At 40.3% G+C, this 20,632-nt stretch carries 32 protein-coding genes; 28 read left to right on the forward strand and 4 right to left on the reverse strand.

The window, feature by feature from the left end:
- The first annotated feature begins 90 nt into the window (after positions 1–90).
- Positions 91–1,350: a hypothetical protein gene (locus tag I5M19_RS00435; RefSeq protein ID WP_200062940.1), complete on the forward strand. Its 1,260-nt coding sequence runs from the start codon at positions 91–93 to the stop codon at positions 1,348–1,350.
- Between the two features lie 156 nt (positions 1,351–1,506).
- Here the strand turns inward: I5M19_RS00435 and I5M19_RS00440 are convergent, their stop codons facing one another.
- Positions 1,507–1,761 carry a hypothetical protein gene (locus I5M19_RS00440; RefSeq protein ID WP_200062942.1) on the reverse strand — a complete coding sequence of 85 codons (255 nt, stop codon included), beginning with the start codon at positions 1,759–1,761 and terminating at the stop codon, positions 1,507–1,509.
- 180 nt (positions 1,762–1,941) lie between these two features.
- Between I5M19_RS00440 and rpsL the strand changes: the two genes are divergently transcribed.
- The 4 genes from rpsL (at position 1,942) to rpsJ (ending at position 5,497) form a co-directional block, all read left to right on the forward strand.
- Positions 1,942–2,355: a 30S ribosomal protein S12 gene (rpsL, locus tag I5M19_RS00445; protein ID WP_079717716.1), complete on the forward strand. Its 414-nt coding sequence runs from the start codon at positions 1,942–1,944 to the stop codon at positions 2,353–2,355.
- Between the two features lie 19 nt (positions 2,356–2,374).
- Positions 2,375–2,842 carry a 30S ribosomal protein S7 gene (rpsG, locus tag I5M19_RS00450; protein ID WP_200062948.1) on the forward strand — a complete coding sequence of 156 codons (468 nt, stop codon included), beginning with the start codon at positions 2,375–2,377 and terminating at the stop codon, positions 2,840–2,842.
- Positions 2,843–2,940: 98 nt separating this feature from the next.
- On the forward strand, positions 2,941–5,052 hold the full coding sequence (fusA, locus tag I5M19_RS00455) for an elongation factor G (RefSeq protein ID WP_200062950.1): 2,112 nt from the start codon (positions 2,941–2,943) through the stop codon (positions 5,050–5,052).
- 139 nt (positions 5,053–5,191) lie between these two features.
- Complete coding sequence (gene rpsJ / locus I5M19_RS00460) at positions 5,192–5,497, forward strand: 30S ribosomal protein S10 (RefSeq protein WP_022830652.1); 306 nt, start codon at positions 5,192–5,194, stop codon at positions 5,495–5,497.
- A 72-nt stretch (positions 5,498–5,569) separates the two neighbouring features.
- On the opposite strand, the gene I5M19_RS00465 is transcribed toward rpsJ, so the two are convergent.
- Positions 5,570–6,316 (reverse strand): hypothetical protein, encoded by a 747-nt coding sequence (locus I5M19_RS00465; RefSeq protein ID WP_200062952.1) that lies wholly within the window; start codon positions 6,314–6,316, stop codon positions 5,570–5,572.
- Between the two features lie 265 nt (positions 6,317–6,581).
- Between I5M19_RS00465 and I5M19_RS00470 the strand changes: the two genes are divergently transcribed.
- Positions 6,582–7,841 (forward strand): prephenate dehydrogenase, encoded by a 1,260-nt coding sequence (locus I5M19_RS00470; RefSeq protein ID WP_200062954.1) that lies wholly within the window; start codon positions 6,582–6,584, stop codon positions 7,839–7,841.
- Positions 7,842–8,023: 182 nt separating this feature from the next.
- Positions 8,024–8,839, forward strand: a complete 816-nt coding sequence (locus tag I5M19_RS00475) for a hypothetical protein (RefSeq protein WP_200062956.1) — start codon at positions 8,024–8,026, stop codon at positions 8,837–8,839.
- A 237-nt stretch (positions 8,840–9,076) separates the two neighbouring features.
- Here the strand turns inward: I5M19_RS00475 and I5M19_RS00480 are convergent, their stop codons facing one another.
- Both I5M19_RS00480 and I5M19_RS00485 read right to left on the reverse strand, forming a co-directional pair.
- Positions 9,077–9,355: an O-fucosyltransferase family protein gene (locus I5M19_RS00480; RefSeq protein ID WP_200062958.1), complete on the reverse strand. Its 279-nt coding sequence runs from the start codon at positions 9,353–9,355 to the stop codon at positions 9,077–9,079.
- Positions 9,356–9,477: 122 nt separating this feature from the next.
- Positions 9,478–9,888: a hypothetical protein gene (locus I5M19_RS00485; protein WP_200062960.1), complete on the reverse strand. Its 411-nt coding sequence runs from the start codon at positions 9,886–9,888 to the stop codon at positions 9,478–9,480.
- A gap of 207 nt (positions 9,889–10,095) precedes the next feature.
- On the opposite strand from I5M19_RS00485, the gene rplC reads away from it, so the two are divergent.
- The 21 genes from rplC (at position 10,096) to secY (ending at position 20,631) form a co-directional block, all read left to right on the forward strand.
- Positions 10,096–10,713 carry a 50S ribosomal protein L3 gene (gene rplC, locus I5M19_RS00490; RefSeq protein ID WP_200062961.1) on the forward strand — a complete coding sequence of 206 codons (618 nt, stop codon included), beginning with the start codon at positions 10,096–10,098 and terminating at the stop codon, positions 10,711–10,713.
- Position 10,714: 1 nt separating this feature from the next.
- A complete protein-coding gene (gene rplD / locus I5M19_RS00495) occupies positions 10,715–11,344 on the forward strand; it encodes a 50S ribosomal protein L4 (protein WP_200062962.1) in 630 nt (209 codons plus the stop codon).
- Between the two features lie 2 nt (positions 11,345–11,346).
- Positions 11,347–11,637 carry a 50S ribosomal protein L23 gene (rplW, locus tag I5M19_RS00500; protein ID WP_200062963.1) on the forward strand — a complete coding sequence of 97 codons (291 nt, stop codon included), beginning with the start codon at positions 11,347–11,349 and terminating at the stop codon, positions 11,635–11,637.
- An 8-nt stretch (positions 11,638–11,645) separates the two neighbouring features.
- On the forward strand, positions 11,646–12,470 hold the full coding sequence (rplB, locus tag I5M19_RS00505) for a 50S ribosomal protein L2 (protein WP_200062964.1): 825 nt from the start codon (positions 11,646–11,648) through the stop codon (positions 12,468–12,470).
- Positions 12,470–12,736: a 30S ribosomal protein S19 gene (gene rpsS / locus I5M19_RS00510; protein ID WP_066006044.1), complete on the forward strand. Its 267-nt coding sequence runs from the start codon at positions 12,470–12,472 to the stop codon at positions 12,734–12,736. Before rplB ends, rpsS begins: the two co-directional genes overlap by 1 nt.
- Before the next feature lie 5 nt (positions 12,737–12,741).
- Positions 12,742–13,170 (forward strand): 50S ribosomal protein L22, encoded by a 429-nt coding sequence (rplV, locus tag I5M19_RS00515; RefSeq protein ID WP_200062971.1) that lies wholly within the window; start codon positions 12,742–12,744, stop codon positions 13,168–13,170.
- 6 nt (positions 13,171–13,176) lie between these two features.
- Entirely contained in the window at positions 13,177–14,025 is an 849-nt protein-coding gene (gene rpsC, locus I5M19_RS00520; protein ID WP_200062973.1) for a 30S ribosomal protein S3, read from the forward strand.
- Positions 14,026–14,077: 52 nt separating this feature from the next.
- Positions 14,078–14,500, forward strand: a complete 423-nt coding sequence (rplP, locus tag I5M19_RS00525) for a 50S ribosomal protein L16 (RefSeq protein ID WP_200062975.1) — start codon at positions 14,078–14,080, stop codon at positions 14,498–14,500.
- 115 nt (positions 14,501–14,615) lie between these two features.
- A complete protein-coding gene (gene rpmC / locus I5M19_RS00530; RefSeq protein WP_200062977.1) occupies positions 14,616–14,819 on the forward strand; it encodes a 50S ribosomal protein L29 in 204 nt (67 codons plus the stop codon).
- 19 nt (positions 14,820–14,838) lie between these two features.
- Positions 14,839–15,093 (forward strand): 30S ribosomal protein S17, encoded by a 255-nt coding sequence (gene rpsQ, locus I5M19_RS00535; RefSeq protein WP_200062979.1) that lies wholly within the window; start codon positions 14,839–14,841, stop codon positions 15,091–15,093.
- 1 nt (position 15,094) lies between these two features.
- On the forward strand, positions 15,095–15,463 hold the full coding sequence (gene rplN / locus I5M19_RS00540) for a 50S ribosomal protein L14 (protein ID WP_067059744.1): 369 nt from the start codon (positions 15,095–15,097) through the stop codon (positions 15,461–15,463).
- Between the two features lies 1 nt (position 15,464).
- Positions 15,465–15,809, forward strand: coding sequence for a 50S ribosomal protein L24 (rplX, locus tag I5M19_RS00545; RefSeq protein ID WP_200062981.1), 345 nt, complete (start codon positions 15,465–15,467; stop codon positions 15,807–15,809).
- On the forward strand, positions 15,809–16,372 hold the full coding sequence (rplE, locus tag I5M19_RS00550) for a 50S ribosomal protein L5 (RefSeq protein WP_200062983.1): 564 nt from the start codon (positions 15,809–15,811) through the stop codon (positions 16,370–16,372). Before rplX ends, rplE begins: the two co-directional genes overlap by 1 nt.
- Positions 16,365–16,634: a 30S ribosomal protein S14 gene (gene rpsN, locus I5M19_RS00555; protein ID WP_200062985.1), complete on the forward strand. Its 270-nt coding sequence runs from the start codon at positions 16,365–16,367 to the stop codon at positions 16,632–16,634. The genes rplE and rpsN overlap by 8 nt, the downstream gene beginning before the upstream one ends.
- A 149-nt stretch (positions 16,635–16,783) precedes the next feature.
- Positions 16,784–17,182, forward strand: coding sequence for a 30S ribosomal protein S8 (gene rpsH / locus I5M19_RS00560; RefSeq protein ID WP_200062987.1), 399 nt, complete (start codon positions 16,784–16,786; stop codon positions 17,180–17,182).
- A 17-nt stretch (positions 17,183–17,199) separates the two neighbouring features.
- Positions 17,200–17,757, forward strand: coding sequence for a 50S ribosomal protein L6 (gene rplF / locus I5M19_RS00565; protein ID WP_200062989.1), 558 nt, complete (start codon positions 17,200–17,202; stop codon positions 17,755–17,757).
- Positions 17,758–17,762: 5 nt separating this feature from the next.
- The gene (gene rplR / locus I5M19_RS00570) at positions 17,763–18,113 is read left to right on the forward strand and encodes a 50S ribosomal protein L18 (RefSeq protein ID WP_200062991.1); all 351 of its coding nucleotides are present in this window, start codon (positions 17,763–17,765) and stop codon (positions 18,111–18,113) included.
- Between the two features lie 12 nt (positions 18,114–18,125).
- The gene (gene rpsE / locus I5M19_RS00575; RefSeq protein ID WP_200062993.1) at positions 18,126–18,644 is read left to right on the forward strand and encodes a 30S ribosomal protein S5; all 519 of its coding nucleotides are present in this window, start codon (positions 18,126–18,128) and stop codon (positions 18,642–18,644) included.
- 6 nt (positions 18,645–18,650) lie between these two features.
- Positions 18,651–18,830 carry a 50S ribosomal protein L30 gene (gene rpmD / locus I5M19_RS00580; RefSeq protein WP_200062995.1) on the forward strand — a complete coding sequence of 60 codons (180 nt, stop codon included), beginning with the start codon at positions 18,651–18,653 and terminating at the stop codon, positions 18,828–18,830.
- Positions 18,831–18,834: 4 nt separating this feature from the next.
- Positions 18,835–19,281, forward strand: a complete 447-nt coding sequence (gene rplO / locus I5M19_RS00585; RefSeq protein WP_200062997.1) for a 50S ribosomal protein L15 — start codon at positions 18,835–18,837, stop codon at positions 19,279–19,281.
- Between the two features lie 6 nt (positions 19,282–19,287).
- On the forward strand, positions 19,288–20,631 hold the full coding sequence (gene secY, locus I5M19_RS00590) for a preprotein translocase subunit SecY (RefSeq protein ID WP_200062999.1): 1,344 nt from the start codon (positions 19,288–19,290) through the stop codon (positions 20,629–20,631).
- Position 20,632 lies beyond the last annotated feature (1 nt).

The following is a 20,632-nucleotide window of genomic DNA, read 5'->3' on the forward strand; positions in this document are numbered from 1 at the left end:
CAATAAATTGTTTAGCCAAAAGTGAAGGCATAATAACGAAAAGCCATATTCAAGTACATTCAAATGCATTCAAACCAAAATCTGATAGAAATGGGAACCCAGATATATATTAATACCTGGCGCAAACGGGCCGAGGATCAGTTGCGCTGGGGCGACAGTGAAAACTGGAGCGACCAGGATTTTGAAAAACTGGCGGAGATGTTCTTAGATAAAACGGGCACCATGCTGAGCATTACCACCCTGAAAAGGATATGGGGACGAGTGAAATATGACAGTTCGCCCAATGCTGCTACCTTAAATACCCTTGCCAAATTTTTAGGTTACGCCGACTGGCGCAGTTTTAAGCAAAGTATGGATGCTGAAAAGCCCCAGGTTGCTGCTGATAAAACATCTCCCCAAAAAAATTATGTACCTGTAGCTATGGCTGGCGTAGTATTACTTGCAGCAATAGGTTCGCTTATAGCGTGGAGCATAAAACCAAACAAAGCAGAAAAAAAGCTAAATGATGCACCGGTTAAATTTGAAAGTAAAAAGGTAACGGATGACCTGCCAAATTCGGTGGTTTTTAATTACGATGCGTCGTGGTTAAATACAGACAGTATTACCCTGCAGCAATCGTGGGATCCGTCGCGGAGCGAACGCATATCCTCAAAGGGCAAACAGCATACGTCAATTTATTATTACCCTGGGTATTTTACCGCGAAACTGATAGCCGGCGGAAAAGTGAAAAAGGAAACCCCGGTGTTTATAAAAACAAAGGGGTGGGCAGGTATTATTGAAAAGGAACCCATACCCACGTATTTATCTGCTGATGAAATTAAGTTGTCGGGCAGTTTGGGTATAAGTAGTAAAGTACTTGCAAATAAAACAGTGTCACCTGTTTTTAATGACCTGCCAGTATCCTTTTATAATGTGCAGGAGTTTGAGGGTCTTAACGGCAGCGACTTCACCTTTGAAACTACATTGCGCAATACCTCCGAACCGGGAGAATCATTATGCAGGAATATTATGGTGTATGTTTTGGGCAAACGCAGCGCGGTTATCATACCACTATCGGCAAAAGGGTGTATATCAAACCTGGGGTTATATACCTCGTCCGAACAGATAAATGGTAAAGAAACGGATCTAAGCGCATTTGGCTGCGATTTTAATGAATTTCAGCAGCTTAAATTTGGTGTAAAGAATATGCGGCTCAACGTTTTTTTAAATAATAAACATATACTTGATGAATCTATAACCCAAAGCATAGGCGATATCATAGGCATCAGGATAAGATTTGAAGGTTCAGGAGCGATCAGGAACATAAAACTGAGCAATTCCAACCAGACTTTCCTGAACGAAAAGTTTTAAACCAACCCTTTTGAAATAAGAAAAGCAGGCGTGGCCTTGCGCTATACCTGCTTTTTATAATCTTATAACTATTAACTGACCGATTTAAATTCGGTTAATTAATTGAATAACTGATAAATTATTGTTTTAGTATAATTATTATATTAGAAATTAATATTATTTATTGGTCACCTTTACAGGTATAGGTTGGGAGTAGTAAAAAGCATACGGGTCAACATTCTTTATGTTCACGTCCATTGTTTCGTTCACCTTATTAATATTCACATTAATACTGCCATCCGGGTTCACAGGCAGGGTAACATATTTTTTGCCATCGGCAAAGGCAGGGGTAATGGTGGCTTTAAACAGGTTAACAGTTAAAGCAATGGCAATAATGGTTAAAATTACTTTGGTGTAAAGGTCAGTTTTCATGATTGTGATGAGTTTGGTTACTTAATATGAACTAATATAAGGCGTGAACAACTAATAAATGATTTTACAGGATTAAAACTTTTTCTTTCAACCCCTTGATAATCAAAAAATAGTCAGTACCTTTGCAGTCCTTAAAATAAGGATAAAACTTTTAAATACAAAAAAAAGAAAAGCAAGTAAATGCCTACTATTCAGCAATTAGTTAGAAAAGGTAGAGTAGCTCTGGAAGACAAGAGTAAGTCTCCGGCGTTGGACAGCTGTCCACAGCGAAGAGGAGTATGCACCCGTGTGTATACCACTACCCCTAAGAAACCAAACTCAGCAATGCGTAAAGTTGCACGTGTGCGCCTTACCAATGGTAAAGAAGTTAACGCCTACATCCCTGGTGAAGGCCACAACTTACAGGAACACTCAATTGTATTGATCCGTGGTGGTCGTGTTAAGGATTTACCGGGTGTACGTTACCACATCATCCGTGGTGCATTAGATACATCAGGTGTAGCCGGCCGTAACCAGCGTCGTTCAAAATATGGTACTAAACGCCCAAAACCGGGACAGGCAGCAGCGGCACCGGCAAAAGGTAAAAAGAAATAATTAAGGAGGATAGAAAGCAATGAGAAAGTCAAAACCAAAAAAGAGAATTATCCTTCCTGACCCAAAGTTCAATGATACTTTGGTTACAAGGTTTGTAAATAACATGATGTACGATGGTAAAAAATCAACCGCGTACACTATATTTTATAACGCAGTAGAAATTGTTGAAAAGAAAACCAGCGAAAACGGTTTAGATACCTGGAAAAAAGCTTTGAACAATGTAATGCCTGCAGTTGAAGTAAAAAGCCGTCGTGTTGGTGGTGCTAACTTCCAGGTGCCTACTGAAGTTCGTGCCGAGCGTAAAATAGCTTTAGGTATGAAATGGCTGATCAGCTATGCTCGTCGTCGTGGTGAAAAAACCATGATGGAGAAATTAGCGGGTGAGATCATATCTGCTGCTAAAGGCGAGGGTGCGGCAGTTAAAAAGAAAGAAGATACGCATAAAATGGCCGAGGCTAACAAAGCGTTCTCTCACTTCAGATTTTAATTAGATTACACCGATTTAATAAGAGGATCATACTGATTATTTAGGTTTGCCGTTTTCGGACGTACTGATAAACAGGTGTTGATCACAAAAAGATAAAAATGTCAAGAGATCTAAGATATACAAGAAACATAGGTATTGCCGCTCACATTGATGCCGGTAAAACCACTACTACAGAGCGTATACTGTACTATGCGGGTGTTAGCCATAAAATTGGTGAGGTACACGAAGGTGCAGCTACAATGGACTGGATGGCGCAGGAGCAGGAGCGTGGTATTACCATTACATCTGCTGCTACTACCGTTAACTGGAAATACAGAAACCAAAATTACCACATCAATATTATTGATACTCCGGGACACGTGGACTTTACCGTTGAGGTAAACCGTTCGTTACGTGTGTTGGATGGTTTAGTTTTCTTATTCTCGGCAGTTGATGGTGTTGAACCGCAATCAGAAACCAACTGGAGACTTGCCAATAACTACAACGTTGCCCGTATAGGTTTCGTTAACAAAATGGACCGTTCAGGTGCCGATTTCTTAAACGTTGTTAAACAGGTTAAGAGCATGCTGGGCAGTAATGCTGTTCCGTTGCAGTTACCTATCGGCGCTGAAGAAAACTTTAAGGGCGTTATTGACCTGATCAACTTCCGTGGTATTGTTTGGAATGAGCATGATAAAGGTATGACCTTTACTGAAGTGCCTATCCCTGAGGATATGGTAGCCGAGGCTACTGAGTGGAGAGAAAAATTGCTGGAATCAGTAGCTGAATACGATGATACATTGATGGAGAAATTCTTTGATGCTCCGGAATCAATTACTGAGCGCGAAGTATTGGACGCTTTACGTAAAGCCGTATTAGATGCTAAAATAGTACCTATGGTTTGCGGTTCATCTTTCAAGAACAAAGGTGTACAAACCATGCTTGATTATGTGATGGAATTATTGCCATCGCCTGTGGATGTAGAAGGTATTGTTGGCCATGATCCGGATACCGGTGAGGATTTGTTGCGTAAGCCATCAGAAGCAGAGCCGTTTGCAGCATTAGCGTTTAAGATTGCTACTGACCCTTTTGTTGGTCGTTTATGCTTTATCCGCGTATATTCAGGTAACCTTGAGGCCGGTTCATATGTGCATAACATGCGTTCAGGCAATAAAGAGCGTATCTCCCGTATATTCCAAATGCACGCTAACAAGCAAAACCCGATCCCTAACGTAGGTGCCGGAGATATTGCTGCGGTAGTAGGCTTTAAAGATATAAAGACAGGTGATACCCTTTGCGATGAGAAGCACCAGATCATTCTGGAGTCTATGAACTTCCCTGAGCCGGTTATCGGTTTAGCTATTGAGCCTAAAACACAGGCCGACGTAGATAAATTAGGTATGGCTTTAGGTAAATTAGCCGAAGAGGATCCAACCTTCCGCGTACAATCTGACGAAGAAACCGGCCAAACCGTAATTTCAGGTATGGGCGAGCTTCACCTGGATATCATCATGGACCGCTTAAAACGTGAATTTAAAGTTGAGGTTAACCAGGGCGCTCCGCAGGTTGCATATAAAGAAGCTATTACCGGTACTGTACAGCACCGTGAAACTTATAAAAAGCAAACAGGTGGTCGTGGTAAATTTGCTGATATACAAGTTGTTATATCTCCGAATGATGATGATAAGGAAGGTCTGCAATTTGTGAATGAAATTAGCGGTGGTTCAATCCCCCGTGAATTTATTCCATCTGTTGAAAAAGGCTTTAAAGCAGCAATGGATAATGGTGTATTAGCTGGCTATCCGTTAACCAGCTTAAAAGTACGTTTAATTGATGGTTCATTCCACGCAGTCGATTCAGATGCGTTGTCATTTGAGTTAGCGGCTAAATTGGCTTACCGCGAGGCATTGCCAAAATGTAAACCAGTGCTGCTTGAACCGATCATGAAAATCGAAATACTAACCCCTGAAGAAAACATGGGTGATGTTATCGGTGACATGAACCGTCGTCGTGGCCAGCTTTTAGGTATGGATTCACGTGCGGGTTCACAAGTAATTAAAGCTACTGTACCGCTTTCAGAAATGTTTGGTTATGTAACACAATTACGTACCATCACTTCAGGCCGTGCAACTTCAACAATGGAGTTTGACCACTATGCAGAAGCACCACGTAACGTACAGGAAGAAGTGGTTGCTAAAGTAAAAGGAAAAAAGGCAGCAGCTAACGCATAAGTAAATAGTTTGAAGATGTGGTAATTTGAGGATTTGGAATTCGTTCTCAGTTTTCAAATTATCTCTTCTTCAAATTTTAAAATAAACAATCAGCCATACCTAATAAATAGCTCTTAGGGTGGTTTAAACAACAAACAAAATGAGCCAAAGAATCAGAATCAAATTAAAATCGTACGATTACAACCTGGTTGATAAATCAGCAGAGAAGATCGTAAAAACAGTAAAGCCTACCGGCGCTGTAGTTAGCGGACCACTTCCGTTGCCAACCGAAAAGAAAATTTTTACTGTTTTACGTTCACCACACGTAAACAAAAAAGCACGTGAGCAATTCCAGTTATGTTCTTACAAACGTTTACTGGATATCTACAGCTCTAACTCAAAAACTGTTGATGCTTTAATGAAGCTTGAATTGCCAAGTGGTGTTGAAGTTGAGATCAAAGTGTGATAGTACCGGAAGATCTATATCAAAAGCCATTCTTTATTAAAGGATGGCTTTTTTAGTTAAAATATATAAGTCTTATCTGCCCAGCAGTTCATCCAGTTTGTTGCGCTCGGTCTGTAATTCACGTGCCAGTTTCTTTTCTTTTTCATTAGCCTTTACCTTGTGCGCGCGGTACTCCTCGTCCAACTCGTTATACAGTTTGGTACGGTATCTTGCTTCGCGGATATTAGCGCCCGAACGAATAATAACAATAGCTGCCAATGCCCCTAAGCCTATTACCAGGCCCCACATGATCCAGTTATAAGTGGTTTTATTAAGCGGGATACCCAAAAAGCTTATCTCATCTACCTTTGCTTTGGCGGTAGAAAGCTTATCGGCCTTGGTGCCTACTTCGGTTTGCAATGTATCTATCTTTTGAGCCTGAACCGCAATTTTTGCTTCAGCCTCCTTTAGTTTACGGCGCGTAATATTAAGCGTATCATTATAATTTTTCCAGAGTGCGGCTACAAGGGGCTGCTGATAATGATATACTTTGGTTAACAGGTATTGATATTGGCCGTAAAGGCTCTTATCATTCATTAAAGCAGGATCGGGGGCTTGTCTTACAGGTTTCGTAACAACAGGCGTGGGAGTTAGAGTTGTTGGCTTGGTTGGCTGCTGTTTAACTACTACAGGCTTTTTAGCTGTATTGGTAACTGTTGGTTTAGCGGTACTACTTTTTACAGTGTTTGCTTTTTTTGTGGTATCCTGCGAATAAACAAAACCTGTATTACCTATTAGTAATATCAAAATGAGTGTTCGTAGTTTAAAAAGCTTCATCATAATAAATAAGAGTGTCCGGTAAGTTTACTATAGCCTGGAATTGGGCATGATTAATTTAAACGCTTTAATATAGTTTAAAGTTTGCAAAAAAATGCGTAAAAGGTCAAAAAAACGCTTGATTTTTGCGTTTTTTACAAATTGGCTGTGTACTATTAAAATATTGTTAAGTTGAACGCTGTTGTGCCATGTCAATATTTGGCAGCAGCGGGTTTAAAAAAGAGGTATAACAGCAAAAGCAATATATTAGGCTTTTATTTTTATGACTATGCGAATAGGAATCATTGGTTTAGGGGACATGGGGCGTTTGTATGCCGGGGCTTTTGCTAAAGCAGGTTACGAGGTTTGTGGCTGCGATCTGCCGGATCACCGCGAGAAACTGGAAGAAGAGTTAGTGCCTTTAGGTATAACCATTATGGATGATGGTAACGATGTATCACGGGTGAGCGACCTTATTGTATATTCGGTAGAGGCGGATAAACTTGAACAGGTGGTGGCTGCTTTTGGCGCGTCAACCAAATATGGTGCTATTGTAGCCGGCCAAACATCGGTTAAACATCCGGAAATTGCCATTTTTGAGAAGCATTTACCTGCAGATGCAAAAATCATCACCTTTCATGCTATGCATGGGCCGGGTTTTGAACCTAAAGGGCAAAAGCTGATACTGATACCTCACCGCACCGATAAGGTGGCCTACAAGCGCATGCTTGATCTGTTTACCGCCGTAGGTACCGATGTTGTAGAAATACCGGATTACCATGAGCATGATAAAATTGTAGCGGATACACAGGCAGTAACGCATGTTGGCTTTGAAAGTATGGGCACAGCATGGAAATCTGCAGGCTTCTTCCCCTGGGAAAATGCATCTTATGTAGGCGGTATTGATAATGTAAAAATACTCACCACGCTGCGTATATTTAGCTATAAGGCCCACGTTTACGCAGGCCTTGCCATACTTAACCCCTATGCAAGGCAACAGGTTAAGCAGTACGCTACCTCCGAGTCGGAATTGTTTAAGCTGATGATAAAGGAAGAGGAGGCTGAGTTCAGGAAAAGACTTTACCGCGCACGCGATTTTGTTTTTCATGAAAGCCGTAAACCCATTATGTTTAATGATAAAGTAATGCGTGAGTTTTCTTTATCGCCCGATGCCGGGCATCAAAAGCCTAACTCACATTTGAGTATATTAAGCATGGTTGATGCCTGGTACCATTTGGGGGTTAATCCGTATGATAATTTAATTTGCCAAACTCCGCCGTTCAGACTGCGGCTGGGCATTGCCGAATATTTATTTAAGAACGAGGAATTGCTGGAAGAATCGATCGAGACAGCATTGTACGATAAAACCATCCGTGGCGATGATCTGGAATTCCATTCCGCGGTAAGGGAATGGTCGGCAATTATTGGTTACGGAGATATGGAGGGTTACAAAAAGCACTTTAACGAGGTGCAGCAATTTTTTAAAGGCCGTTTAGAGGACGGTAAAAAGCAAAGCGCCGAACTGATAAGAAGATTGATGGAAGTGTAGGGTTAGTTTTAGAGGAACTTTCGTCTACCTGTCAGATAAAGTCATTTTATCTATATTCAAAACATTTATTTGCAATTATAAAACAGCAACATTAGTAATAACACAAAGTAAAAGGCTGTTTTTAAAAAAAATAAACCAATTTTTTAATAACTACGTTTTAAAAATTGACATCTATAATTATTATGAAGAGAAACAGAAGAATTTTTATTTACCTGATTATTTTTTTAGGAACTTTTTCAGGACTACATGCCGATGCCCAATTAGGGGGCTTATTAAAAAAAGCTAAAAATAAAGCTGTACAAAAAGCTGCCGAGGTTATGGATAAAGAAACAGCTACCTCCGCAAATGTAGATGGCGATCAAACCAGCAATAAAGTGATTATTAATACCGGGTTTGACTTTATACCAGGCGATTCTGTTTTATTTACCGAGAATTTTACCGGGATAGCTAATGGAGCATCAGCTAAAAGTTTTAAAACGAATGGCTCGGCTTCGATAGTTACCGTTAATGACGAAGCTGGTAAATGGCTTGCCCTGGCAGATAATGCCACCTACAAGTTTACTAAGCAGCGTTTTTATCCGAAGCACTTTACTATTGAGTTTGATATTTTTGCCGTTGCCGACAAGGTGCGGGATATATATCCTTTGATTTTTGGTTTTACAAAAGATAATAGTGTAAGTGATTATAATAGCGGCAATGGTGCCTATGTGAGTGTTAAATATTATAACGAACACGAGGTTAATATAAACAGTTCATATAATGATAAATATTTAAGTGCCGATTTTGACCTTAACCCTTACGTTAACCGTAAAATGCATGTGTCGCTTATGGTTGATAACGGTAGGATGGAGGTTTATCTGGATAAAACAAAGCTAGCCGATACACAGTTGTTTTTACCGGCAAGCCCCAAAAACTTTTACATTAGTGCGCCCATGCAGTATAAAAACGGCTCGAAAGTGTTGGTGAGCAATTTTAGAATAGCCACCTATAAAAAATAGGTATAGCTTTAATAATACAGAGCTTGCCCTTTTGTAAGTGCCCGTAGGTATAAACCGCTTTTCGTGATAGATTTGCGGTTTTTTTATGCGTTTGGAAGGGTAGCAGGCAACAAAATTAGTAAAAGCAAAGCCCGTAGATAATACGTTAACCGCCGCCGATAAAATAAAGGATAACGACAGGCAATTAAATTTTTACTTAAAGCTAATTGTGCGCGATAAACAGGCCGTTGTGGATAATTAATTAAGGATTTTAATTACTTCTAACTCTGCACCCCTAATAAAGCTCGCTACTTCGGAGAAAGAACTCCAATAGGAACCTAATATTTTATTTGTATTTGAAAGTGTGAAAATATCTGAAACTGCATCCTGCATACCCAGTACTGTTTGCCTGCTTAGTTCTTTAGGATGGCTTATTATACGCTCTTTGAATATTTCTTTTAAAGTATGCTCTACTGATGCATCATCAGTAGTTAAAAAAAACTGCACGTTTGCATTTCGGGCTGTTTCAAGTTTCATGGCCTCAATAAACAGTTCCAACGGACTGTTTTTAATGGCAACACCGTTGTCGCCCCGGCGTATTTGAACACCTATAATGGGTCTTGTAAATTGAGCGCATAGCTCCTCTATTTTTTTTCTGATTATTGGAATAGGTTTAAAAAACTTATAGTAGGTATTATCGGCTGTAAAGCGTTGGCAAGTTTTAATATAGATGTTCTTGTGTTTTTTAGCGACCTCGTAAAATCAACTTTTTCATAATCCTCATCAGTAAGGCAGTAATTAACACCTAAGGAGGTGTTTTTTATCCATGCTTTTACTTTGCCACTAAAGGTGTGTTGTTGCGAGCGGGTTATATAGTTGAATTTTGGGGGCTTGGTAATCATGATTATGTCTTCGATAGGCTCAAAAAGTTCATGGTAAGGACACCTTAGTTCATAATTTTCATTCCATACAACTGTTAAGCCGGTATTTAATTTTTGCTTTAGCCATATTCCTGACGCTATTACGCGTATCCTGTTTGCTAATCCGCCTGTGGGCTCTAAATAAATCATGCTGAAAAGAGGGTATTAGTGGGCTTAAAAGTGTTAAAATAAATCAAATTGCGCTATAATTAGTATTCTGTAAATAAATAATAAAAAATAACTCGTTAACTATTTGACAATTAATACAAAATTTCTATCTTTGCCGTCCCTTTCGGGGGGATAATATGCCTTGAACGAAGCCCTACTGCTTCGATGGGCACTAATAAAATAAAGAAAATGTCAGGAATAATTGGTAAAAAAGTAGGAATGACCAGCATTTTCGATGAGGCGGGAAGAAATATTCCCTGCACAGTAATCGAAGCTGGCCCTTGCGTAGTAACTCAGGTTCGATCTGTGGAAGCAGACGGATACGCTGCTGTTCAGCTGGCGTATGGCGAGAAAAAAGAAAAAAATACCTCAGCCCCCCTTAAAGGCCATTTCCAAAAAGCCGGCACTACCCCTAAACGTAAATTAGTAGAATTTAAAACTTTCGAAGATCAGAAAAATCTTGGTGACACAGTTACCGTTGATATTTTCAACATCGGCGATTGGGTTGATGTGGTTGGTACGTCAAAAGGTAAAGGTTTTCAGGGTGTGGTAAAGCGTCACGGTTTTGGTGGTGTGGGTATGCAAACTCACGGTCAGCACAATCGTTTACGTGCGCCGGGTTCATTGGGTGCCTCATCATGGCCTTCACGTGTATTTAAAGGTATGCGTATGGCCGGGCAAACTGGTAACGTTCGTGTTAAAATACAAAACCTTCAAGTGGTTAAGGTATTCAGCGAGCAAAACCTTTTAGTAGTTAAAGGTTCCATCCCGGGAGCTAAGGGTTCATTCGTAATAGTGGATAAATAAGATGGAAGTTAACGTATTAAATGTATCAGGTAAAGAAACAGGTGCCAAGGTGCAGCTTCCTGAGGCCGTATTCGGTGTTGAACCAAATGATCATGCTATCTATCTGGATGTAAAACAGTTTTTAGCCAATCAGCGCCAGGGTACGCATAAAGCGAAACAACGTAATGAAATTGCAGGTTCAACCCGCAAATTACATAAACAAAAAGGTACAGGCGGCGCCCGTGCAGGTAGCATCAAATCACCATTGTTTAATGGTGGTGGCCGTGTTTTTGGCCCGCAACCGCGCGATTACAGCTTTAAGTTGAATAAAAAACTTAAATCGCTGGCGCGTAAATCAGCCTTAACTTATAAAGCGAAAGATAACAGCATCTTAGTTTTGGAAGACTTCAATTTCGATTCGGTTAAAACCAAAAACTATGTACAGCTGGTTGCAGATTTAAACTGTACTAACGAGAAAACCTTATTAGTATTAGGCGCTGCAAATAACAACGTGTATTTATCAAGCAGAAACCTGAAGAAAACTAAAGTTATTACTGCAGACCAGTTAAACACTTATGATGTGTTAAACGCGGGCAAACTTTTGTTAACTACCGGCGCTGTTAAAACTTTGGAGGAGGCATTAGCTAAGTAATTATGGAAATTTTAAAGAAACCCTTACTTACTGAAAAGATAACTCAATTAACTGAGAAGCTTAACCGTTATGCTTTCAAGGTTGATCACAGAGCCAACAAAATTCAGATAAAAGGCGCTATTGAGGCTATGTATGGTGTTAACATTACAGCAGTTAATACAATGAAATATGTAGGCAAGCTCAAAACCCGCAATACAAAAGCAGGTGCAGTTACAGGCCGTGCCGCAACGTATAAAAAAGCCATCGTTACACTTAAGGATGGTGAAACAATAGATTTTTATAGCAATATATAAATACAGAGATGGCAGTAAAAAGATTTAAACCGGTTACGCCGGGTACCCGCTTCAGAGTTGGTGCCGATTACTCTGACGTTACTACTAATGTTCCTGAAAAGTCGTTAGTTGTTGCGCACAAGAAATCAGGCGGTCGTAACAAGAGCGGTAAAATGACCATGCGTTATATAGGCGGCGGTCATAAGCAATCCTATCGTTTAATTGATTTTAAACGTAATAAGTTTGATATCCCCGCAACAGTTGCAACTATTGAGTACGATCCTAACCGTTCAGCACGTATAGCGTTATTACACTATGTTGATGGTGAAAAAAGATATATGATAGCCCCTGCAGGGTTACAGGTTGGACAAACCGTAGTATCTGCAGAGTTTGCGGCACCTGAGGTTGGTAACACTTTACCACTTAAGAATATACCGCTGGGTTCTATTATCCACAATATTGAACTTAACCCAGGCCAGGGCGGTACCATTGCACGTAGTGCAGGTACATATGCTCAACTATCGGCTCGTGATGGTAAATACGCCATTATTAAATTGCCATCAAGCGAAACCCGCATGATACTGGCAAGCTGCCTTGCAACAATCGGCTCGGTTTCAAATGCTGAAAAAGCGAATGAAGTGTTAGGTAAAGCCGGTCGTAAGCGCTGGTTAGGCCGCAGGCCAAGAGTACGTGGTGTAGCTATGAACCCGGTAGATCACCCTATGGGTGGTGGTGAAGGCAGGTCTTCAGGTGGTCATCCACGTTCACGTAAAGGTTTATTAGCAAAAGGCTACAAAACCCGTGACAAAAAGAAAACATCTGATCGTTACATCATTGAAAGAAGGAAGAAATAATGGCTCGTTCAATTAAAAAAGGACCTTATATAGATCATAACCTGGAAAGAAAAGTTCTGACCTTGAATGATTCAAACAAAAAATCAGTTGTAAAAACATGGTCACGTCGTTCCATGATCTCTCCTGATTTCGTTGGTCACACATTCGCAGTACACAACGGTAATAAATTTATACCGGTGTACGTAACAGAAAATATGGTTGGTCACAAGTTGGGAGAATTTGCACCAACCCGTACATTCCGCGGTCACGCAGAGAAGAAAAAATAACAGGCATGGAAGCAACAACAAAAATTAAAAAGTCTGTATTGATCAGACAACGCAAGGAGCAGGAGAAAGCTCAGCAAGGCGGCTCATCTGTTGCCAAATTGCAAAACTGCCCCACATCACCACGCAAAATGCGTTTGGTGGTTGACCTGATACGTGGTGAGAACGTTGAGAAAGCGTTATACATCTTAAAGTATACTAATAAGGAAGCAGCAATACGTGTAGAGAAGTTATTGTTATCAGCAATTAAGAACTGGGAAGCAAAAAACGAAGGCAAACGTGTTGAAGACAGCGGCTTATTTGTAAAAGAGATATCAGTAGGTGGCGGCCGTCAGCTAAAAAGATTACGCCCGGCTCCGCAAGGAAGGGGTTTCCGTATCCGCAAGCGCTCCAACCATGTAACTTTGATTGTGGATAGTAAAAACGATAACAACTAATTTGAAATGGGACAAAAAGCACATCCAATAGGTAACAGGTTAGGGATCATCCGCGGTTGGGATTCTAATTGGTTCGGTGGAAATAACTACTCCGACAAATTAGTTGAAGACGAAAAGATCCGCAAGTATTTATCAGCGCGTATAAACAAAGGCGGCGTATCTAAAGTAGTGATTGAACGTACTTTAAAACGCATTACTGTAACTATACACACTGCCCGTCCGGGTATTGTGATAGGTAAAGGTGGCCAGGAAGTTGATAAGATCAAAGAAGAGTTAAAGAAATTAACAAAAAAAGATGTTCAGATCAACATCTTCGAAATAAAACGCCCTGAGCTTGATGCCCAGTTAGTTGCCGAAGGTATTGCTAAACAACTGGAAGCACGTATATCTTTCCGTCGTGCCATGAAAACTACCATAGCATCAACCATGCGAATGGGTGCTGAAGGTATAAAGGTAATGACAAGCGGCCGTTTAGGTGGTGCTGAAATGGCCCGTACTGAACAATATAAAGAAGGCAGAATACCTTTGCACACTTTCCGTGCTGATATTGACTATGCTTTGGCAGAAGCTTTAACCACTTATGGTAAAATAGGTGTTAAGGTTTGGATATGCAAAGGCGAAGTGTTCGGCAAGCGCGACCTGTCACCAAATATTGGTGGTACCAGCAGCAATAGCGGAAAAGGTGGCCGTGATGGTGGTTCATCATTTGGTGGACGCGCTAATGACAGGGGCGACCGTGGTGGCGACCGCAGAGGCGGTGGTAAACCAGGTGGCGATCGCAGAGGTGGCGGCAACCGTCCGGGTGGCCAAAACCGTGGCGGTGGTAACCGCCCGGGTGGTGCAGGAAAGAGATAATAAAAATAAAGGTAGAAGATCATATCTTTTAGAGATATAAAAGCTTAATAAAATGCTACAGCCAAAAAGAACGAAGTTCAGAAAGATGCAAAAAGGCAGGATGAAAGGGTTAGCCACACGCGGCGCCGAGCTTTCATTCGGATCTTTCGGTATAAAATCACTCGAAGCAGCATGGATAACCAGCCGCCAGATCGAGGCTGCACGTATTGCTGTAACACGTTATATGAAACGTGAAGGCCAGGTGTGGATCAGGATTTTTCCTGATAAGCCTGTAACTAAAAAACCTGCAGAGGTACGTATGGGTAAAGGTAAAGGTGCTCCTGAATATTGGGTAGCCGTAGTACGCCCCGGCAGAATGATATTTGAAGCAGAAGGTGTGCCTTTAGAGGTTGCCAAAGAAGCTTTACGCCTTGCAGCTCAGAAACTGCCTGTGCAAACAAGATTTATAGTACGTAGGGATTACGTAGAAGCATAAATAAAATCGTTGAAAAGTTGTAATGTTGAAGGGTTGTACAATTAAAATATACAACCGCTAACACAAGGCAACATTCAAACATTTCAACATTACAACATTACAACAGAATAGAAAAATGAAGAACTCAGAAATTTTAGAGCTTTCAACTGAAGAATTAGCTGCAAGGCTCAGCGAGGAGAAAACCACTCTTACTAAACTGAAATTTGCGCATGCGGTTTCAGCTATAGAAAATCCGACACGTATCACAAAAGTGCGCAAGGATATAGCTCGTTTAAATACTGAAATAACAAAGCGTAAAGCGGCGTCAGCTTCTAATTAATTTTTAAGCGTCGGAAAAAATGGAAAGAAATTTAAGAAAAACACGTACCGGCCTGGTAGTAAGCAATAAGATGGAAAAATCTATTGTTGTATCTGTTGAGCGGAAGGTGAAACACCCCATCTATGGTAAGTTTGTTAAGAAAACTACCAAATTTATGGCTCATGACGAGACTAATACCTGTGGTATTGGCGATACCGTATTGATTATGGAAACACGCCCGCTGAGCAAAAATAAGAACTGGAGATTAGTTGAAATTTTAGAGAGGGCTAAATAACATGGTACAACAGGAATCAAGATTAAATGTAGCCGATAACAGCGGAGCTAAAGAAGTTTTAGTGATACGCGTATTAGGCGGTACCGGTAAAAGATATGCATCTATCGGCGATAAAATAGTTGTTACTGTAAAAAGCGCTATACCATCAGGTAACGTTAAAAAAGGTACAGTATCAAAAGCCGTAGTGGTTAGAACCAAGAAAGAGATACGCAGAAAAGATGGTTCATATATCCGTTTTGACGATAACGCAGCCGTTTTGTTAAATAACCAGGATGAGCCAAGGGGCACACGTATATTTGGCCCTGTTGCAAGGGAATTACGTGAAAAACAATTTATGAAAATTGTATCATTAGCACCGGAGGTATTGTAATATGGAAAATAAGAAAAATACAAAACCAGCTAAATTAAAGATCCGTAAGGGTGATTTAGTGATGGTTATAGCCGGTGACTCAAAAGGTTCACAAGGCAAAATAGTTGAAATTATTTCAGACAAGAACAGGGCAGTGGTTGAAGGTGTCAATATGATATCAAAACACACTAAGCCTAATGCAGCCAACCCTAACGGCGGAATTGTAAAGCAGGAAGCTGCTATACATATTTCAAACCTTGCGCTGGTTGAACCAAAAACAGGTAAAGCTACCCGCGTTGGCCGTAAATTAAATGATGCCGGCAAATTGGTTAGAGTATCAAAAAAATCAGGGGAGGAAATTAAGTAATGACTTACGTACCAAGATTAAAATCAAAATATAAGGACGAGATACGTACCGCACTGAAGGATAAATTTCAGTACAAAAGCGTAATGCAGGTTCCTAAATTGCAAAAAATTGCAATTAACCAAGGTGTTGGCGGTGCTACAACTGATAAGAAACTTATTGAGAATACCATTACTGAGCTAACTACCATTACCGGTCAGCAAGCGGTTGCTTCCAAATCAAAAAAGGATATCTCGAACTTTAAATTACGTAAAAACATGCCGATAGGCGTACGTGTAACTTTACGTGATAACACAATGTATGAGTTTTTAGACCGTTTAATAGCTGTTGCCCTGCCACGTATACGTGATTTTAAAGGCATTAACGATAAAGGCTTTGACGGCAGAGGAAACTATACCTTAGGTATTACAGAGCAAATTATCTTCCCGGAGATCAATATTGATAAGATCAATAAAATTCAGGGTATGGATATTACCTTTGTAACCTCGGCAACTAACGATGTAGAAGCATTGGAGTTACTGAAACAATTTGGATTACCATTTAAAAATCAAAATAATAATGGCTAAAGAAGGCGTAAAAGCACGTGAAGTAAAACGTGCAAAATTAGTAGCAAAATATGCTGAAAAAAGAGCTGCTTTAAAAGCAGCAGGTGATTACGTAGGTTTAGATAAATTACCTAAGGCATCATCTCCGGTAAAGTTGCATAACCGTTGCAAATTAACCGGTCGTCCGCGTGGGTACATGCGTCAGTTCGGAATATCACGTGTTACATTCCGTGATATGGCACTGGCTGGTAAGATCCCCGGAATTAAGAAAGCAAGCTGGTAATTTAGTAAGCAGTAAATTATTGAAACATAGGGTTATATAAAAATCCACTGCTTTAAAATCCACTGCTCACACTTATATAAAAACGAATTAACCGATGGAAGGTCGTCCCGGATGTTACGGGAAGGAAACCACCATCATAAACAACAATAATGAATACAGATCCAATCGCAGATTATCTTACAAGAGTAAGGAATGCTATTAAGGCCAACCACAGGGTTGTTGAAATTCCTGCATCAAATCTGAAAAAGGAAATCACTAAAGTGCTTTTCGAAAAAGGCTACATTGCTAATTACAAGTTTGAGGATAACGGTCCGCAAGGCAATATTAAAGTTGCTTTAAAATACCACCCGATAACAAAAATTTCTGCTATCCGCAGCATTTCACGTATTAGTAAACCAGGTTTGAGGAAATACGCGGGTATAGATAATATGCCACGTGTACTAAACGGTTTAGGTATCGCTATCATGTCAACTTCAAAAGGTGTAATGACCGATAAAGAAGCGAAACAGCTAAATATAGGTGGCGAAGTTTTATGCTACATTTATTAACAGGAGGAAATTAAGCAATGTCAAGAGTAGGAAAATCACCTATTGCACTTACCAAGGATGTTACGGTTACCGTATCAGCAGATAATGTTGTTACCGTAAAAGGTCCTAAAGGTGAATTGCAACAGGCCGTTGATAAGGATATCACTATAGAGCAGGCAGATGGCGAGTTATTAGTAAAGCGCCCGTCTGATCAGAAACGCCACAAGGCAATGCACGGCTTATACCGCGCGCTTATTAATAATATGGTTGTAGGTGTAACAGAAGGTTACAAAGTACAGCAGGAATTAGTGGGTGTGGGTTATCGTGCAACTAACAATGGTAATACGTTAGATTTAGTGTTGGGATATTCTCACCACTTTATATTTGAATTGCCAAAAGAAATTAAAGTAACAACAACTGCTGAGAAGGGTAAAAACCCTATCATCACCCTGGAATCAAACGATAAACAATTGATTGGACAGGTAGCGGCAAAAATACGCTCGTTACGTGCTCCTGAGCCTTACAAAGGTAAAGGTGTCAAATTTGTTGGCGAAGTATTGAGAAGAAAAGCAGGTAAATCAGCATCTAAAAAATAATCGTCATGGGAGCTAAGTTATCAAGAAGAGACAGAATTAAGAGAGGTATCAGAAAACGCCTTTCAGGTTCATCAGCACGTCCGCGCCTGTCAGTATACAGGAGCAACAAGGGAATTTATGCACAGATCATTGACGATGTTTCAGGAAAAACCATTGTATCTGCATCATCTTTATCAAAAGATTTTACAGCAAACGGTACAAAGTCTGACCAATCAGTAGCTGTAGGCAAAATGGTAGCAGAAAAAGCTATAGCCGCAGGTATAAAAGATGTGGTTTTTGACAGAAATGGTTACCTGTATCATGGCCGTGTTAAATCACTGGCTGAAGGTGCACGCGAAGGTGGTTTAAACTTTTAATCGAAAACGGAAATGTCAACAATCAACATAAAAAGAGTAAAAACCAGCGAGATCGAGCTAAAAGATCGCCTGGTGAGCATACAACGTGTAGCCAAAGTAACCAAAGGCGGCCGTACATTCAGCTTTAGCGCCATAGTGGTGGTAGGTGATGAGAATGGTGTTGTAGGTTATGGCCTGGGTAAGGCAAAAGAGGTTACCGAAGCAATTGCAAAAGGTATTGATGATGCTAAGAAGAATCTGGTAAAGGTTCCTATTATTAACAGCACTATTCCTCATGAGCAAATAGGTAAATTTAGCGGTGGTTTTGTTTTTATTAAGCCCGCAGCTAATGGTACCGGAGTTATTGCAGGTGGTGCGATGCGTGCCGTGTTAGAGAGTGCCGGTATACATAACGTATTAGCTAAATCAAAAGGCTCATCAAATCCGCATAACGTGGTTAAAGCAACAGTATCAGCATTAGCGCAACTGCGTGATGCACATACAGTGGCTCAACAACGCGGTATTAGTTTAGGTAAAGTATTTAACGGATAATCAGTCATGGCTAAAATCAAAATTACACAGATTAAAAGCGTGATCGACAGAAGTGAGCGCCAGAAAAAAACCATTGAGGCATTAGGCCTTAAAAGAATTAACCACAGCGTGGAAGTTGAAGCCACTGCGGCTATTATTGGGATGGTTAGAAAAGTTAACCACCTGGTAGCAGTAGAAAATATTTAATATCATGAATTTAAGTAATCTTAAACCTGCAGAAGGTTCTACTAAAAACAGGAAAAGAATTGGCCGTGGTACAGGTTCAGGCCGTGGCGGTACATCAACCCGTGGCCATAAAGGTGCCGGTTCACGTTCAGGTACTACTACAAAAGTAGGTTTTGAAGGTGGCCAGATGCCATTACAACGCCGCGTACCTAAAGTGGGTTTTAAAAATCCTAACCGTGTAGAGTATGTTGGTGTTAACCTTGATGTGTTACAGGCATTAACTGAGAAATATAATTTATCATCAGTTGATTTTGATACCATGAAAGAACACGGCTTAGTTTCAAAGAATGGCTTAATTAAAATATTAGGCCGTGGCGAACTTAAAGCCAAGTTAGAAGTTAAAGCACATGCATTTACTGCTACTGCGCAAAAAGCTATTGAAGCAGCCGGCGGTTCCATAGTTAAGTTGTAAATTTCGATGAAGAAATTATTAACCACATTATCCAATATCTGGAAAATTGAAGATCTGAGAGTGCGTATTTTAAACACACTCTTATTTCTTTTAATATATCGCGTAGGTTCATTTGTTGTTTTACCGGGTGTAAATGCAGCATCGTTAAATACATCAGCAGGTAAAGAAGGCCTGGTTGGTTTATTAAATATGTTTGCAGGAGGGTCGTTCTCACGCTCCTCTATTTTTGCATTGGGTGTAATGCCTTACATTTCGGCCTCCATTGTGGTACAGTTACTTGGTATTGCGGTGCCTTATTTTACCAAATTGCAAAAAGAGGGTGAAAGCGGTCGTAATAAGATTAACCAGTGGACACGATACCTTACTATAGCTATTACGTTTGTGCAGGCTATAGCGTACCTTAAATCACAGATAAGCGCGGACGCTATGCTTATAGGTAATCCGTATTTTATTGTGCTTAATACCTTTGTATTAACCGCAGGTACCTTATTTGTAATGTGGCTGGGTGAGAAAATTACAGATAAAGGCATAGGTAATGGTATATCATTGATCATCATGGTGGGTATTATTGCCCAGTTGCCAAGTGCGTTTATAACCGAGTTTCAATCGCGTACAGGTGGCCCGGGTGGTTTAATTACCTTTATTGTGGAGATTGTTGCTTTATTAGGAGTGGTAATGTTTACTATACTTATAGTACAGGGTACCCGTAAAATAGCAGTACAATATGCCAAACGTATTGTGGGTAACAAACAATATGGCGGCGTACGTCAGTACATTCCTTTAAAGGTAAATGCAGCAGGGGTAATGCCTATTATATTTGCACAGTCGCTGATGTTCATACCCGGAACTGTTTCCTCATTTTTTCCTAACGCGGCGTCAAATAGTATATTAATAGCATTATCAAACTATACCTCCTGGGAGCATAATCTGGTGTTTGCTATACTAATTATATTGTTCACCTATTTTTATACAGCAATTACGGTTAATCCTAACCAAATGGCTGATGATATGAAAAAGAATGGTGGTTTTATACCGGGTATTAAGCCAGGTAAAACAACCGCTGATTTTATAGATGGTGTAATTTCAAAAATAACCCTGCCGGGTTCAATATTCCTGGCTATTGTAGCCGTTATACCTGCTTTTGCAAGTATGGTTGGCGTAAGCAGCATATTTGCAAGGTTTTTTGGAGGTACATCATTAATTATTTTGGTTGGTGTTGTATTAGATACATTGCAGCAAATAGAAAGTCATTTGTTAATGCGCCATTATGACGGTTTAATGAAAACCGGCAGATTAAAAGGTCGTGCAAGTGTACCTGCCGCGTCTGGTGCTACACCGCCGGTCATCTAAA

Source organism: Mucilaginibacter segetis (genome assembly GCF_016522075.1).
Taxonomy (GTDB): Bacteria; Bacteroidota; Bacteroidia; order Sphingobacteriales; family Sphingobacteriaceae; genus Mucilaginibacter; species Mucilaginibacter segetis.